This is a genomic window from Arthrobacter sp. Marseille-P9274 (assembly GCF_946892675.1).
GTDB lineage: Bacteria > Actinomycetota > Actinomycetes > Actinomycetales > Micrococcaceae > Crystallibacter.
This window is the reverse complement of the sequence record NZ_CAMPOV010000001.1, coordinates 2,098,991-2,114,276: the sequence shown is the minus strand read 5'-3', so window position 1 is coordinate 2,114,276 and position 15,286 is coordinate 2,098,991. Positions and strand designations below refer to the sequence as shown.

The window sequence follows — 15,286 nt, the reverse complement described above, 5'->3', positions numbered from 1 at the left end:
GGGGATATGACTGAACCGCGCCCAGCCGACGACTTCGACCCTGCCGCCAGCTCGCTCTCCGGGCGGGTGGATCCGGATGTGATGACGGAGCTGCTGTCCGTGCGCGGGAGCATCGACAACATCGACGCGACCTTGGTCTACCTGCTGGCGGAGCGTTTCAAGGCGACCCAGCGGGTGGGGTACCTCAAGGCCCGCCACCAGCTGCCGCCGGCGGATCCTGACCGCGAGACGGCGCAGATTGCCCGGCTGCGCCAGCTGGCCGAGGACGCGCACCTGGACCCCGCGTTCGCCGAGAAGTTCCTGAATTTCATCATTTCCGAGGTCATAAGGCACCACCAGGCGATTTCCGACGAGCACAACGGCAGCATCCGGACTCCGGCCACGCCGGACGAGCCGTCGGGAGAATGAGCACAGAACGGAACGACGGTCCCCAGGCGCCAGGGCCGGCGATCGCCCGCCCGGATCCGGGAGCCGTCACGGCGACGGCGTTAGGCAGCTGGCCGGGCACCGATCCGGCGGAGGCGGCCCGGATCATCCGCGGCGAGCTGGGCGAGCCGAACCTGCCCCATCTGGCCGAACTGCCGGCCCGCGGCGTCGGCTCGGACGCGGTGGGCCGGACCGCCGCCATGCTTGTCGAGCTGCCGGTCGACCTGCAGCCGCACGGCTGGCGGATCGTGGACCGGCCCGGCATGGACCACCGGCGCGCCGCCTCGGCGCTCAGCACGGACATCAACGTCCTCGCCGACGTCATCGGCAGTGAAGAACGTCACGGGCGCTGGCTGAAGGTGCAATGCGTAGGCCCGCTCTCACTCGCCGCCGGTCTTTACCTGCACAACGGCGAACGCGTGCTGCGCGATCCCGGAGCGCGCCGCGACGTTGCACAGTCGCTGGCCGCCGGGATCGTCGAACACCTGGCCCAGGTCCGCACCGCGGCCCCGGGAGCCGGCCTGATCCTGCAGCTCGACGAGCCCGAAGCGGCCCGGGTACTGGCGGGAACCATTCCGACGGCGAGCGGCTACCGCACGCTGCGGGCCGTGGCCGAGCAGGAAGCGGCCCATCTGTGGCGGCAGCTGGCGGAAGCGGCGGCCGCCGGGGGAGCGGCCCAGACCGTTGTTTCGCTGCCGTCATCGGAGGCAGCTCCGTTTGCCGCGGTGAACAACGCCGGGCTCGACGGTTTCGCGGTGCCGGTCACCGGGCTGTCGACCGGCCAGTGGGAAGACATCGCCGCCGCGGCCGAGGCGGACCGCACCGTGTGGCTGGGCGTTATCGGCACGGACTCTGCGGCCGGGGACGTTCCGCAGGTGAAGGCCATCGTCGATTCCGTGCTCCGGCCGTGGCGGCAGCTGGGCCTCCCGCTCGCCCGGCTGCACCAGGTCCGGCTGGTCCCGGCGGGCGGACTCGCCGGGCTATCGCCCGAGGCTGCCCGGCGGGTGCTGGCCCGGCTGAGCCAGGCCGCGGACGCCCTTAACCAGACCGTGGCGGAGGCGTAGGAGCCGCGGGTTCCAGACGGTACTCGAACGCGCCGTCGTATTCGAGGACGGTGCCGAACTGGCGCTGGAGCACCTTGGTGCGGATCCTGAACAGCCCGGCCGCAGGGTCCCACCACTGTTCCGTGAAGGCCGCCGCGTCCAGCAGCCGCGGCAGCGGCACCCCCAGCCGCCCCGCGGCCAGCGCCGTGCCCCGGGAGACGAGCCGCATCCGCCCGTCATCGCCCGCGCCGCAGCTCAGCCCGGTGCGTATCAGGCCGCTCCGGCCGAGCGAATCCACCAGCCGGCCGCCACGGGCCCCGGCATCGCCCGCGTCCTCCCACCAGGTGGTGTCCTCCATGACGCGGGTGACCCCGCCGAATTGCAGGGTCCGGACCGCGGTCAGGAAGGGCCGTGCCCCCGAGTCCGTTCCCGGTCGGTTCTCGATCCGGAACGGCACGTCCCGGCCGTATTCCGGAAAGAGCGAGCGGTCGAGGCTGGCGAGCCGCAGCAGCGGGCGCAGGATGCGGCGCGGACACCCCGCCACGTCGAAGACGCCGGTCCCGATCCCGACCTGCGCCCCGCCGTCGTTGTTTCCCGCCGCGAGGCTGAAGTAATCCTGCAGCTCCGGCTGCAGGCGTCCGAACTCCGGTCCCATCGCCAGCTGGTACACGGACTGGCCTGCCGACTGGTTCGGTTCCATCATGCGTCACTCCTGGTGGTCATAGCCGGCCTGCCGCCTTGAGCCGGATGTACAGGTCCGCCAGTGCAGGCGGCAGTTCGTGCGGCGTGGCATCGACCACCTCGGCCCCGAGCTGCTTGATCTGCGCGGTCAGTGCGGCTCGGTCCAGCAGCGCCCGCTCGGCGGCGGACGCCCGGAACGTCTCCGAGGCCGTGCCGCGGGCGGTTCGCAGTTCGTCCAGCAGCGGATCGCGGACCGACGCCACGACGACGACGTGCTCGGCGGTGAGCCGGGCCAGCGTGGGCAGCAGGGACTCCTCGGCAGAGCCGGAATCCAGGGCGGTGAGCAGCACGACCAGCGAGCGGTGCGAGGAGATGGCGTCCAGCTGGCCCGGGATCTGCGACCAGTCCGCCTCGATCAGCTCCGGCTCCAGCGGGGCCATCGCGTTGACCAGCTGGTGCAGCATGTTGCCCTTCCCGGCGGATTTGACCGTGGCCCGGGCCCGCCGGTCGAAGGCGAGGAAATCCACCCGGTCCCCGCCGCGCTCGGCCAGGGCGGCCAGCAGCAGCGCCGCTTCGATGCCGGTGTCCAGGCGCGGCTCGTCGTCGATCCGCGCAGCCGCGGTGCGGGAGGTGTCGAGCACCAGGATGACGCGGCGGTCCCGTTCCGGACGCCAGGTGCGTACGACGACGGCCTGCCGCCTTGCGGTGGCGCGCCAGTCAATGGAGCGGACGTCATCGCCGTGCACGTAGTCGCGCAGCGAATCGAACTCCGTGCCGGCGCCGCGGATCTGCACCGCCGCCTTGCCGTCGAGTTCGCGCAGCCGGCGCAGCTTGGAGGGAAGGTGCCGTTTGGAGTGGAAGGGCGGCAGCACCCGCAGCCGGCCGGGGAGCGGCAGGGTCAGCTGGCGGGCCGCCAGCCCCATCGGGCCGACCGACCGCACGGTGACATGTGCGGTGTGCAGGTCGCCGCGGCGCCGGGGGACCAAGCGGACGGGAACCAGCCGGCGTTCGCCCGGCGGCACGTCGAGGCGCTGGGCCGGATCCAAGGCGCCCGCGGACGGCTGCCAGCCGTCCCGCACCTGCGCGGACAGGCGCCGCCGCCCGTTATTGGCCACCAGGAGCTCGGACGTGCAGCTTTCGGTGAGCCGGACACTCCCGGGTACCCGGCGTTCAAGCCGCAGCTGCCTGATGGAGGCGGCCAGGGCAAGGTCCGCTGCGGCGGCAGCGACGAGCAGCAGGGCAGCCCACATCGCCGTCAGTCCGGACGGGAACAGGAGCAGGGCCACGGCCCCTGCCAGGGCCACGAGCACGAATCGACCGGTCAGAGCCATGCAGGCACGCCGCTCAGCGCGGAACCGGCACGGTGGCCAGGATGCTGTTCAGTACGTCGTCGATGCGGACGCCGTCCATCTCCGCTTCCGGGCGCAGCCCCACGCGGTGGCGCAGCGCGGGCAGCGTCAGCGCCTTCACATCGTCCGGCGTCACGAAGCTGCGGCCGTTGAGCCAGGCCCACGCCCTCGAGGTGTTCAGCAGGGCCGTTGCCCCGCGCGGCGAGACGCCCAGCTGGAAGCTGGGCGCGGACCGGGTGGCGCGGACCAGGTCCACGATGTAGCCAAGCACCTCCGGGGCGATGCTCACGCGGGACACGGCGGCGCGGGCCTGTGCCAGGTCCTCTGCGGACGCCACCGGGCGCACGCCGGCCGCCTTCAGGTTCCGGGGGTCGAAGCCGAGGCTGTGCCGCCGGATGATCTCGATCTCGGACTCCCGGTCGGGCAGGTCCATCGTCAGCTTCAGCAGGAAGCGGTCCAGCTGCGCCTCCGGCAGCGGGTAGGTCCCCTCGTACTCGATGGGATTCTGGGTCGCGGCCACGATGAACGGCTCCGGCAGCCTGCGCGGCACGCCGTCCACCGAGACCTGCCGCTCCTCCATCGCCTCCAGCAGCGACGCCTGCGTCTTCGGGGGAGTGCGGTTGATCTCGTCGGCCAGCAGGATGTTGGTGAACACCGGTCCCTCGCGGAAGACGAACTCCGCGGTGTGGGAGTCGTAGATCAGCGAACCCGTGACATCGCCGGGCATCAGGTCCGGGGTGAACTGGACGCGTTTGGTGTCCAGGCTGAGCGTGGCGGAGAGCGTGCGGATCAGCAGCGTCTTGGCGACGCCAGGCACGCCCTCGAGCAGCACGTGGCCGTGCGAGAGCAGCGCGATCAGCAGGCCCGTGACCGTGCCGTCCTGGCCGACGACCGACTTGGCCACTTCCGCCCGGACGTCCAGCAGGGCCTGCCGGAGCCGGTCATCGGAAGGCGTGCCGGCAGCGGCGGCTCCCGCGCGGGAATCGCGTGTTTCGCTCCAGCCAGAGTCCGCCGGTTCATCCAGCGGCGGCTGCGCCGTCATTCCGGCAGCGTGCTGCGGATGCTCACTCATCGGTCGGTAACCTCTTCCTCTAGCTGTTGCAGGTTCTGTGCCCAGTCCACCAGTTGGGACTCGGTGCGGGGGACAAAGGTACGGAGCAGCCCATCCAGGTCCGGTACCGGACGCCCCAGGTGGCGGGCGGTGGCCTCGACCACGGCAGCCGCGTTCGCCCCGGTCCCGAGGCGCAGCTCCGCGGCCAGCCGGGTCAGCGTGGCCGCCCGCAGGTTCGCAGCGGCCCGGTCCAGCGACTTCGAGTCCTGGTACAGGCGGGCGCGGCCGGCGGCGGTTTCGGCCGAACGTACGACGACGGGCAGCGGTTCCTCCACGAGGGGGCCGAGGCGGCGTCCCTTCCAGATCATGGCCAGCACGCCGACGGCCAGCAGCCACAGGATCACGGGGGTGACCCAGGCCGGGAGCAGCTCCATCGGGCTCTGCGGCTCGTCGGCGATGCTGATGTCTGCCAGCGACGGGCGGTACCAGACCAGCCGATCGTCCCGTCCCAACGTATTCAGCGCCAGCGCCGCGTTGCCCTCCCGGACCGTCGCGTCGTTGGAGAGCACCTGCCCTCCACCGAGGACGATCGTGGAGCCGTCGGCGGCCGCCGCGTAGGAGGCTGCGGGCCGGTCGCCGGTCTCGAAGCCGAAGCACATGACCGGTCCGCGGTAGGCGAGGCCGCCGCGGGTGATGGAGCCGGCCCCTTGCGGAACGGCCGCGGCCGGCGGGGTCCCGCCGTCCTCGGTCCGGCACTCGGCCGCCAGCGGCGCGCCCTCTTCGGGGACGACACCGGCGGATGAGAAGCCCGGGGCCAGGGTTTGGAGCTGGCGGAAGTCCGGCTCGACCAGGATCAGTCGTCCGGCGGCGTCCGCCAGTTCGCCGAGCTGACCCTCGTCCAGGTAGCCGTTGGCATCGTGGAAAAGCAGCGTGCCGCCGTCGTCCAATGCCCCAAGCGTGGCGTCCAAAGAGTCGGTCTCGACCACATCGGTGCCCTGCTGCCGCAAAACCTCGGCGACCGCTTTGGCACCATTCGGCGCAGGATTCTCGGGCGACAGGTCGTCCCGGTCGGAGGCCGGCGTGGCGAGCATGCGGACCAGGACGGCGGCTGCCAGCAGCAGGACGACGATGATCCAGAAACGCCATCGGCGGAAGCGGCGCCGTGCGGTATCCCGCGCGGAACCGGGGTACGTTCCGGGCTGCTCGGTAGCCTCCGGCCGGGCCATGGTGCTCACCGCGGGACCTCCATGGCGGGGGTATCGGCGTTGAGGACGGGACGGCTGGCCTGCAGCTGCCCGTCCAGCCGGGCCGCCGCACGGGAATCGGCCTCCGACGCGGGCAGTTTGCCGTAGCGCACGGCGTCGAAAACCGTGGCCGCCTGCAGCACGTCCGCCGCGAGGGCGGGGAAGGCGGGACCGATGCCCCGCGCGGCCTCGTCAGCCGTTTGCCCAGGCTGGCGAGCCAGCACGGCCCGTTCCTCCAGCGACCGCACCACGGCACGGAACCGTTCCGTGCACGACTCGTCCCAGTCGCCCCGTGCCGCGGCCGCCTCGGCCCGCCGGCGGTGTTCTTCGGCGGAAAGGACCTGGTCGGCATCGAAGACCTGTCCCGCTTCCGCTGCCCGGGCGTTGCGCCGCGGCCGGACCAGCCAGAGGGCGGCTCCGATCACGAGCAGCACCGCAATGACGATGAACAGCGTCCCCAGGTTGGGGCTGGCGCCCTGCAGCGAGTTGAGCAGGTCCGTGAACCACTCGGTGATGTTCCGGAGGATCTCGTCCAGTAGGCCCGGCTTGGCCTGCTGGTATTCGTCCTTGGCCAGTTCGCGGATCAGCAGTTCCCGTGCCTCGTCCTCGCCCAGCGCGCTGAAAGCCGTCATCGGTAGTCCGGCGCTCCGGGTGGTACCGAGCCCGAAGCGGCGCCGAGCCCCGGGATCGTCCGCGTCGGCCGGCCGGCCGCCTCTTCGTGCTCACGCATGAGCACCACGTCGAACCCCTCCCGGCGGATCCGCAGGTCGAGGTAGACCAGGGCGATGACGGCGGCCTGGAAGGCGTAGCCGATGGCGGCGAACAGCGAAGAGACCAGCATCGATACCAGGGTCAGGGGGCCCATGGCGGCCAACATCGCCTCGGGATCGCTCGGGTCTCCCATGGCCGGCGCCGCGAGCCCGATGAAGAACGAGATCGGCGTGCTGATGACGGAGGTGATGACGCCCACGATGATGGTGCACAGCAGGATAATGCCGAACGTCCGCCACCAGCTTCGGTTGGTCAGCTGCCACGACCGGACCAGGGACTGGACCAGGCCCGCGCGCTCCATCACGATCACGGCGGGCGCGAGCATGAGCTTCACGCCGATCCAGACGGACAGTACGGTCAGGCCGAGGATGACCAGCAGGATGATCCAGACCGAGGTGATGCCGAGCTGGTCCGCCAGGAAAAAGGATCCGGCGACAATGGCCACAAGGGCGACGACGGTGGCCACCAGGTAGAGCAGGCCCATGCCGACGAGCGTCCAGACGCGCCCCTTGGCCAGCGACCACATGAGCGCGAAGCCGGTCTTCTGGTTCACGGCGGCCCGCGCCGTCGGAATGGCCAGGACCCCTTGGAGGAGCAGCACACCGACGCTGGAGAGCAGCCCCAGCACCAGCGACGACAGGATAACCGAGAGCCCGAGGGCGGCTGCTGATTCGTCCGACAGCTCTTCCGCGGTGACCAGTTGCAGCCCGCCCAGCAGCGAGATGATGAGGCCGCCCACGGCCCACGCGAGGACGCTGACGACGATCTGCAGCAGGATGGCGCTGCCGAAAACGGCGGCCGCGTTCTTGCGCGCAGCCTGGAAGGCGCCGTCGAGGATTTCGCCCACACCCAGCGGCCTGAGCGGGATGACGCCCGGTTTAGGCGGAGCGACGTAGCCGGTGTAACCGCTGTAGGGATTCTGCGGCGCGTTCTGCGGCGCGCCCCAGGGCTGGTAGGGGCCGCCCCACTGCGGCTGCTGGCCCCACTGTGCCGGTTGGCCGGGCTGATGTGCGGGCTGCCCCCATTGCGGCTGCTGCCCCCACTGCGGTGCGGGCGGCTGCTGGCCAGGCCGGCTCCACTCTGCCGGCTGGCCGGGCTGGGGCGCGGGCCGGTCCCCTTGGGGCGCCGCCGGGGTTCCGGAATCCGGCTGCCCGGGCGCCTGCCAGCCGCCGACTGGTGGCTGCGGCGTCCTGCCGTCGTCGTCCGATGGCTGCCCCATGACCGTTCCCCTTGCTGGCCGCGTTTGAACCCATTGACTGCATGCCGCATGAGGGACCCGCAGGCGCGTAAGCCGCGGGCCGCCGTCGTCCTTGTGGCAGAATCCTGAGTGGCCGGCAATTCCCGGCCTGACAACAGCCTATAGTTTCAGTCTGCCAACTTCACGCAGCCGACCGGCGTCTCTGTTGCCCGCAGACACGATAACGGTGCGCTGGAAGCGGCGCTGTGCCGGGTGATAGGGGATTATGGAGTCATGAAGGCACGCATACTCGTTGTAGACGATGATGAGGCACTGGCCGAGATGATCGGCATCGTGCTGCGCAATGACGGATTCGAACCCGTCTTCTGCGCGGACGGCGGCCAGGCACTCGACGTGTTCCGCAACAGCAAGCCTGACCTTGTGCTGCTCGACCTCATGCTGCCCGGCATGGACGGGATCGAAGTATGCCGGCAGATCCGCGGCGAGTCGGACGTGCCGATCGTGATGCTGACGGCGAAGTCGGACACCTCCGACGTCGTCCGCGGCCTGGAGTCCGGCGCTGACGACTATGTACCGAAGCCGTTCAAGCCCGCCGAACTGGTTGCGCGGGTCCGCGCCCGCCTTCGTCCCGGCGACCAGCGCGCTCCGGAGACGTTGCGGATTGCCGACGTCGTCATCGACGTCGCCGGCCACGTCGTTCATCGCGGCGATGAGCGGATTTCGCTGACCCCGCTCGAATTCGACCTGCTGGTTGCGCTGGCCCGCAAGCCCTGGCAGGTTTTCACCCGCGAACTACTCCTGGAGCAGGTCTGGGGCTACCGCCACGCCGCAGACACCCGCCTGGTCAATGTCCATGTCCAGCGGCTGCGCTCCAAGATCGAACGCGATCCGGAGGCGCCGGAGGTCGTGCTGACGGTTCGCGGTGTGGGTTATAAAGCCGGCCAGAGCTAGTTGAAATCTGCCTTCGCAAAATGGATTAAGGGGCTGAAGGCGGCAGCCGCCCGCTTCTGGCGTGCTCTCCGCCGCGGCTGGCACCACGTCGTCGCGCGGTGGCGGCGCTCGCTGCAGTTCCGGACCGTGACGGCAACCGTGCTGCTGACCGCCTTCGCGTTCCTTGGTGTCGGCGCATTCCTGTCCAGCCAGATCGCTGCCGGTCTCTACCTGGACCGCGTGCAGCAGGCCGAGGCCGAGTCCCGCCAGTCGCTGAACCAGGTCCAGGGCATTTTCGAGAGCTCCGCGGCCAGCGACCGCGCCACCGTGACCAGCATGGTCTCGGACACACTGAAGTTGCTGGAGGGGACGGCCTCGGGCACCCCGCGCTACTACCTGCTGACGCCCATGCGGAACGCGCAGAACCTTTACGTGGCGACCCAGTCGAACACCAGCATCACTGCCAATGTCATTCCCGAAGGGCTGAGCCAGGCGGTCATTTCGGGGACGGGCCAGTACCGGCAACCGATGTCACTGCCGGTGGGGGACAAGGATGTTCCCGCGATCGCCTTCGGCACCCAGGTCAACCTGCCTCCGGGCAATACCTACGCGCTGTATCTCATCTACGATCTCTCGTCGGTCCAGGACACGCTGGACTACATCCACCGGGTCCTGTGGATCGGCGGACTGCTGCTGCTGGCGCTCACCGGCGGCATCGTCTGGCTGCTGACCAGGGCTGTGGTCCATCCGGTGAGCCAGGCGGCGACCGCGGCGGAGAAACTCGCGGCGGGGCAGTTGGAGGAGCGGTTGCAGGTAAGGGGCGACGACGAACTTGCCCGCCTGGGTTCGTCCTTCAACAGGATGGCCGGCAGCCTGCAGGAACAGATCACCCAGCTGGCGACGCTGTCCGAGATGCAGCAGCGCTTCGTCTCCGATGTCTCGCACGAGCTGCGGACTCCGCTGACGACCGTGCGGATGGCAGCGGAGGTTCTCTACGACGCCCGGGACGAATTCGACCCGATCAATGCTCGTTCGGCGGAGCTGCTGTACAACCAGGTGGAGCGTTTCCAGGCGCTGCTGGCGGACCTGCTGGAGATCTCGCGGTTCGATGCCGGCGCGGCGGTCCTCGACGCGGAGCCGACCGAGATCCTGGACGTGGTCCACCACGCCATGGAAGGGGCTCAGCCGCTGGCCGTGACGTACGGTTCCAGTCTCGAACTGCACACCGAGGTGTCCGAGTGCGTGGTGGACATGGACCCCCGCCGGATCGACCGGATCCTGCGTAACCTGATCGTCAACGCACTTGAGCACGGCGAGGGCAGGCCAGTGGAGGTGCTGGTGGCGGCCGACGACGACGCGGTGGCCATCGCGGTCCGCGACCATGGCATCGGCATGACGGCGATGGAGGCCTCCCGGGTGTTCGACCGGTTCTGGCGCGCCGATCCGGCGCGGGCCCGCACCACGGGCGGCAGCGGGCTCGGCCTCTCCATTGCCACCGAGGACGCCCGGCTGCACGACGGCTGGCTGCAGGCATGGGGCGAGCCGGGGGCGGGTTCATGCTTCCGGCTGACATTGCCCCGCCGCCGCGACTCCGCCCTGACCAACTCACCCCTGCCCCTGCCGCCGCCGCGGATGTCCGCCACGGCGGATGAACCGGAAACAGACCAGGCACCGGTACGAACAAAAAAGGAGGAACCCAGTGGCGCCGACCAAAGTTGAAAGCCAGGCGCGGCCGGTCGCCCTGGTGCGCACCGTCGTCGTACTTGTCCTGGCGATTGTGGCGCTGACCGGGTGCTCCTCGATTCCGCTCTCAGGACCCGTTGGCACCAGCCAGGCGGAGCAGGAGGAAACGGAGTCGCCGGCCTACACCTTCAACCCGCCGGGACCGGCGCCGGGTGCTTCCCCGAAGGAGGTTGTCAACGGGTTCCTGCTGGCGAGCCCTGCCACGCAGGACGACTACCGGATTGCGCGCGAGTTCCTGGCGCCGTCGCTGGCGGGGGAGTGGCAGCCGGTGGAACGCACGGTCGTCTACCGAAACGAGGTCAATGTCGTCGGCTCACCGTCGGAGACGGAGTTCGTGCTGCAGTTGGAAGTTGCCGCGGTGATCGACGAGTTCGGGGTGCGTCAGGAAGCAGAAGAGGGAGCCACCGAATCCATTCCGGTGGTGCTCACCGAGGTGGACGGCCAGTGGCGGATTTCGGAAATCCCCGATGGAACAATGATTTCCACAGTGGACTTCCAGACCCTCTTTTCCCCGCACGATCTCTATTTCTACGACGCGACTTACACCTATGCGGTGCCTGATGTCCGCTGGTTCGCCAGCCGGCAGGGCGTCTCCGCGGCGATCGTCTCTGCACTGCTGGAGGGGCCGGCGCCCTTCCTGAGCGGCGCGGTCATCAGTGCCTTCCCGGAAGGGTCGACCTTGGTCAGGCGGGCCGTTCCGGTGGAGAGCGGCGCCGCGACGGTGGACCTGTCCTCGGAGGTCCTGGCTGGCACGACGTTCCTGCGGCGGCAGCAGATGCAGCAGCAACTGGAGCTGACTCTGGGGGAACTCAACACCGTCAGCACGGTCAACATGACCGTCGACCAGCGCGAGGTGGACCTTGGCCCTGCACCGGATCCGGCGTTCAAACCGGCGGTGGCCGGGCCGGCCGTGGGCAGCACGCAGGTGGCCGTGCTGGATGGCGAACTGGTCTTCTACGAAGGCTCCCGCCCCGTCGAGCCGAAGGGCTTGCCGTCCGTCGCCGAGTTCTCTCCGCGCGCTCCGGCAATGTCGCTGGACCAGCAGCGGTTCGCCTTCCTCAACGAAGACCGGAACAGAATGTACGTCATCGGTGCCGACCGGCGGGTGCGGCAAGCCGCGTCAGGCTCCGCGTTGACGCACCCGAGCATGGACCCCTTCGGCTGGGTCTGGACAGCCGCCGGCGACGGCAGCGGTGAAGTCTACGCAGCCGCGCCGGACGAGGAAGCGTCCCGCATCAGCATCAGCGCCCAGTGGCTGTCCGAACGCACCGTGACCGAATTGAGGATCTCCCGGGAAGGTGCCCGCGCGCTCATCATCGCGCGGACGGGGGATACCTCCAGGGCCTATATTGCCGGCGTCGTTCGAGACCAGAACGGACAGCCGCGCAGCATCAACACCCCGGTCGCGCTGCACCCCTCGGTTCCGGTCGACTCGGGCGTCTGGGCAGGAGAATCCACGGTGATCGTGATGGAGGCTTCCGACAAGGAGCCGGTGACCGCCGAGATCCTGCACTTCAATGGAACGTCGCAGCGGATGGCACCGCTGGACGGCATGCTGGAAATCAGCGCGGGCAACGGCGACCAGGATGTCTACGCGCAGACCTCGCGCACTCTCTACATCAGGGTCGGCAACAGCTGGGCGCCGCAGTCGCAGCCGGTGGTGCAGGACCCGACCTTCCCCGGCTAGGCTCCAAAGTTGTCCACATCCGGCCCCGCCCCGATTGCGGGGAGGCGGCAGGCGCTGCCAGTGTGGCGGCATGTGGACGCGGACCGCCGCCCGGCTCGACGCAGTGTACTTCGGGCCGATGGCCAGCACCCTCCGCGGCTGGTTCGCGGAGTTCAGCCATCTGGTCCTGCCCACTGACTGCGTTGGCTGTGGCGCCGAGGACCACGTCCTGTGCCCGCGCTGCCGCACTGCCCTCCGTGCGGCAACGGTTCGGCCCTACCGTGCCGAGGCAGGCGCGGAATCCCTTCCGCTGATCGGGGGCAGCCTCGAGGAGGTCCTGCCGGTCGTGGCCGCGGGCAGGTATAGACGGGAGCTGTCGCAGGCGGTGCTGGCCTTCAAGAACCACGGACGCACGGACTTGGCGCCAGTGCTGGCACCCGCGCTGGCCGCGGCGATCCACGCCGCGGCCGCGCTCGCGGGCACCCGGCCTATCCTCCTGGTTCCGGTGCCGACCCGGGCGGCTTCGCGGCGCCGCAGGGGCTACGACCCGCTGGACCTGCTGCTGCGGCGTCTGCAGCGCCAGAAATTGTTGCCGCCCGGCATGGAAGTCCGGCGGCTGGCCGCTGTCCGGACGCCTTGGCGGGGTCTGCTGCGCGGCGTGCTTGGTGGCTCCTCGCAGAAGTCGCTGGGACGCAGCGGACGGCGCCGCAACGTCGCCTTCTCGATGCGGCTCAAGCACGGCGCGGCGGGGGCCCGGGCCGGCGGGACGTGCATCGTCGTCGACGATGTGCTGACCACCGGGGCGACGCTGGCGGAACTGACGCGGGTCCTAACGGCGGCGGGCGCTCGAGTGGAGTCCGGCGTCGTTCTTGCTGCCACTACGGCGCCCTCGGGCGACACACCTGCCGGGCCACAGGCTCAGCCGCGGGCGTGATCCCGCTGCGCGGACGCGTTACGCGGCGGCCGGACCCCCGGAAGTAAACGGATGGGGCAAATTTCTGGCGAGGGGGTGAATAAAGCATGACCGTGGACTAACGTGAAGTATGGGCTCGAGCAAGACCCGTCTTCAGCGGCTGGGAGGATCAACCTCTTTCAGCCGCTGTTGTGTCATCTAGCAACATGGAGGGCACCATGGAATTCAACATCAACGGTCGCAACCTGGCAGTCTCAGACAGGTTCCGCGAATATGCCGAAGAGAAGGTATCCAAGATCGAGCAGCTCGGCGACAAAGTCCAGCGCCTCGACGCGAAAATTACCAAGGCAGTCAACGCCCGCCAGGCTGACAGTTCCATGACCGTTGAACTCACCGTTATGGGGCGCGGCCCCGTGGTCCGTGCCGAAGCCTCCGCCGCCGACAAGTTCGCGGCATTCGACCTCGCCTACGGCAAACTAATGGAACGCCTGCGTCGTGCCCGGGATCGCCGGAAAGTCCACCATGGCCGCCACAACCCCAAGGGCGTCCACGAGGCCACCGCAACACTGGAACCGGCCAGCACCTCCGTTCCCCTGCATGTGGAAGCCGAAGGAGCCCGGAGCGGAACCACCCCGTCCGCTTCAGCCTCGGAGACCACAGGCTACGAAATCGAAAACGATGTACCCGCAGGGGACTCCCCGGTGCTGATCCGCCGCAAGGTCTTCCCCGTCCAGCCGATGACCCTCGACGATGCCGTCGACAATATGGAGCTCGTCGGACACGACTTCTACGTCTTCATCGATTCGGCCACCAATGCCCCCAGCGTCGTCTACCGGCGGCGCGGCTGGACCTACGGCGTGATCACCCTCGACGCCGATTGCACCGAAGAAACGGCCGCAGCCAGGGAAGAGCTCCTTGCTTACCGCGCCGCGCAGGAAGCCGGCGTCTAGCCCCACCCGCGGCGCGACTGCCTACGATGGGTAGATGGCCGCCCGCATACCGCTTTCGCAGGCACGGCGAATAGCCCTTGCCGCACAACTGCTTCATCAGGAACGGCCCACCGGCCTTGCCACGGCAAGGCAGGTGGGCCGTACCTTTGACCGGCTGCAGCTGCTGCAGATCGATTCCGTCAACGTCCTGACCAGGGCCCATTACTTGCCGCTGTTTTCGCGGTTGGGCAATTACGACGTCGGGATCCTCCAGCGTTTTTCGGGCAGGGCTCCGCGCAGGATGGTGGAGTATTGGGCGCATGAAGCCAGCTATATCCGGCCCGCGCTCTTCGCCGACTTGAAGGTGTGGCAGAAGCGCCGGTGGATCGGCAGCCACGGGCTGGATGCAGACGTACGCCGGGACCTGGAGGAGCGGATCCTTCGGGCCTTGGCGGGATCCCGCCCGTTGACGGCGAGGGAAGTGGCGTCTCGCATCGGACATCAGGAGGATAAAGACGCGGCGAACTGGGGTTGGAACTGGAACGCAGTCAAACGTGTCCTGGAGGTTCTCTTCGAGCAGGGAGACATCAGTGCGGCAGGGCGGAACGCGCAGTTCGAACGGCTCTACGCACCGACGGCGAAAGTTATGCCCAAGGACGCCGGAGCGGACGGCCCCGTCGACAAGGACGAAGCGATGGTCAGGCTGATGGACGCGGCGGCCCGCGCGCACGGCGTCGGAACGGCCCGCTGTCTGGCGGATTATTTCAGGGTTCCGGTGCGAGCGGCCCAGGACGCCATCCGCGTCTTGGTCGCCGAAGGACGGCTGGAAGAGGTCTCGGTCGAGGGATGGCCGGGCGCCCACTACCTGCACCCCGCAGCGGCCAGGCCCAGGCAGGCGAACGGCCGGGCGCTCCTCGGCCCGTTCGACTCGCTGGTCTTTGAAAGGGAACGGCTCGAGAAGCTGTTCGGCTTCCGCTACAGGATCGAGATCTACACGCCTGCGGAGAAGCGGCAGTACGGGTATTACGTCTTGCCGTTCCTCCTGCGCGAACAGTTGTGTGCGAGAGTCGACCTGAAAGCCCACCGGGCCGCCGGATACCTTGAGGTCCGTTCCGCCTTCAGCGAAGCCGGGGCCCCGCCGGACACTTCGGAAGAGCTAGCCGCCGAGCTGGCACTGATGGGCCGGTGGCTCGGCCTCGGGGGAGTCCAGGTGGCGGACCGCGGCAACCTGGCTCCCGCCTTGGCCCTCAGTGTGGCCAGGCAGGATCAGGACAGCAGCCCCGGGAACCAAAGCACTGGTTGACGCGTCTCTCCCGTAGACTGAGCAAGCCAGACTTCTGTG

The 15,286-nt window shown here is 69.2% G+C and carries 14 protein-coding genes; 8 read left to right on the top strand and 6 right to left on the bottom strand.

All coding sequences use genetic code 11. The features are described 5' to 3' along the window. Positions 1-6 precede the first annotated feature (6 nt). Together OC550_RS09630 and OC550_RS09625 are read left to right on the top strand one after the other, a co-directional pair. On the top strand, positions 7-408 hold the full coding sequence (locus tag OC550_RS09630) for a chorismate mutase (RefSeq protein WP_262105518.1): 402 nt from the start codon (positions 7-9) through the stop codon (positions 406-408). Further along, positions 405-1,490, top strand: a complete 1,086-nt coding sequence (locus OC550_RS09625) for a hypothetical protein (RefSeq protein ID WP_262105517.1) — start codon at positions 405-407, stop codon at positions 1,488-1,490. Before OC550_RS09630 ends, OC550_RS09625 begins: the two co-directional genes overlap by 4 nt. On the opposite strand, the gene OC550_RS09620 is transcribed toward OC550_RS09625, so the two are convergent. Genes OC550_RS09620 through OC550_RS09595 form a run of 6 tightly spaced genes read right to left on the bottom strand, consistent with a single transcriptional unit; the run spans position 1,465 to position 7,784 of the window. Then, the gene (locus OC550_RS09620) at positions 1,465-2,172 is read right to left on the bottom strand and encodes a DUF4166 domain-containing protein (protein WP_262105512.1); all 708 of its coding nucleotides are present in this window, start codon (positions 2,170-2,172) and stop codon (positions 1,465-1,467) included. The genes OC550_RS09625 and OC550_RS09620 overlap by 26 nt on opposite strands. Before the next feature lie 16 nt (positions 2,173-2,188). Next, entirely contained in the window at positions 2,189-3,481 is a 1,293-nt protein-coding gene (locus tag OC550_RS09615) for a DUF58 domain-containing protein (RefSeq protein WP_262105510.1), read from the bottom strand. A 13-nt stretch (positions 3,482-3,494) separates the two neighbouring features. After that, positions 3,495-4,571 carry a MoxR family ATPase gene (locus OC550_RS09610; protein WP_262105508.1) on the bottom strand — a complete coding sequence of 359 codons (1,077 nt, stop codon included), beginning with the start codon at positions 4,569-4,571 and terminating at the stop codon, positions 3,495-3,497. Next, positions 4,568-5,776 (bottom strand): DUF4350 domain-containing protein, encoded by a 1,209-nt coding sequence (locus OC550_RS09605; protein WP_262106304.1) that lies wholly within the window; start codon positions 5,774-5,776, stop codon positions 4,568-4,570. Before OC550_RS09605 ends, OC550_RS09610 begins: the two co-directional genes overlap by 4 nt. Positions 5,777-5,781: 5 nt before the next feature. Continuing rightward, complete coding sequence (locus tag OC550_RS09600) at positions 5,782-6,426, bottom strand: DUF4129 domain-containing protein (protein ID WP_262105506.1); 645 nt, start codon at positions 6,424-6,426, stop codon at positions 5,782-5,784. Continuing rightward, complete coding sequence (locus OC550_RS09595) at positions 6,423-7,784, bottom strand: glycerophosphoryl diester phosphodiesterase membrane domain-containing protein (RefSeq protein WP_262105504.1); 1,362 nt, start codon at positions 7,782-7,784, stop codon at positions 6,423-6,425. Before OC550_RS09595 ends, OC550_RS09600 begins: the two co-directional genes overlap by 4 nt. Positions 7,785-8,036: 252 nt before the next feature. On the opposite strand from OC550_RS09595, the gene mtrA reads away from it, so the two are divergent. The 6 genes from mtrA (at position 8,037) to OC550_RS09565 (ending at position 15,247) form a co-directional block, all read left to right on the top strand. Next, positions 8,037-8,714, top strand: coding sequence for an MtrAB system response regulator MtrA (gene mtrA, locus OC550_RS09590; RefSeq protein WP_262105501.1), 678 nt, complete (start codon positions 8,037-8,039; stop codon positions 8,712-8,714). After that, positions 8,715-10,412, top strand: a complete 1,698-nt coding sequence (gene mtrB / locus OC550_RS09585; protein WP_262105499.1) for an MtrAB system histidine kinase MtrB — start codon at positions 8,715-8,717, stop codon at positions 10,410-10,412. It begins immediately after the preceding gene. Continuing rightward, positions 10,393-12,123: an LpqB family beta-propeller domain-containing protein gene (locus OC550_RS09580; protein ID WP_262105497.1), complete on the top strand. Its 1,731-nt coding sequence runs from the start codon at positions 10,393-10,395 to the stop codon at positions 12,121-12,123. The genes mtrB and OC550_RS09580 overlap by 20 nt, the downstream gene beginning before the upstream one ends. A gap of 70 nt (positions 12,124-12,193) precedes the next feature. After that, positions 12,194-13,036 (top strand): ComF family protein, encoded by an 843-nt coding sequence (locus OC550_RS09575; RefSeq protein ID WP_262105495.1) that lies wholly within the window; start codon positions 12,194-12,196, stop codon positions 13,034-13,036. A 197-nt stretch (positions 13,037-13,233) separates the two neighbouring features. After that, positions 13,234-13,965 (top strand): ribosome-associated translation inhibitor RaiA, encoded by a 732-nt coding sequence (gene raiA, locus OC550_RS09570; RefSeq protein WP_262105494.1) that lies wholly within the window; start codon positions 13,234-13,236, stop codon positions 13,963-13,965. A 34-nt stretch (positions 13,966-13,999) separates the two neighbouring features. After that, positions 14,000-15,247, top strand: coding sequence for a winged helix-turn-helix domain-containing protein (locus tag OC550_RS09565; protein ID WP_262105493.1), 1,248 nt, complete (start codon positions 14,000-14,002; stop codon positions 15,245-15,247). The last annotated feature ends 39 nt before the right edge of the window (positions 15,248-15,286 follow it).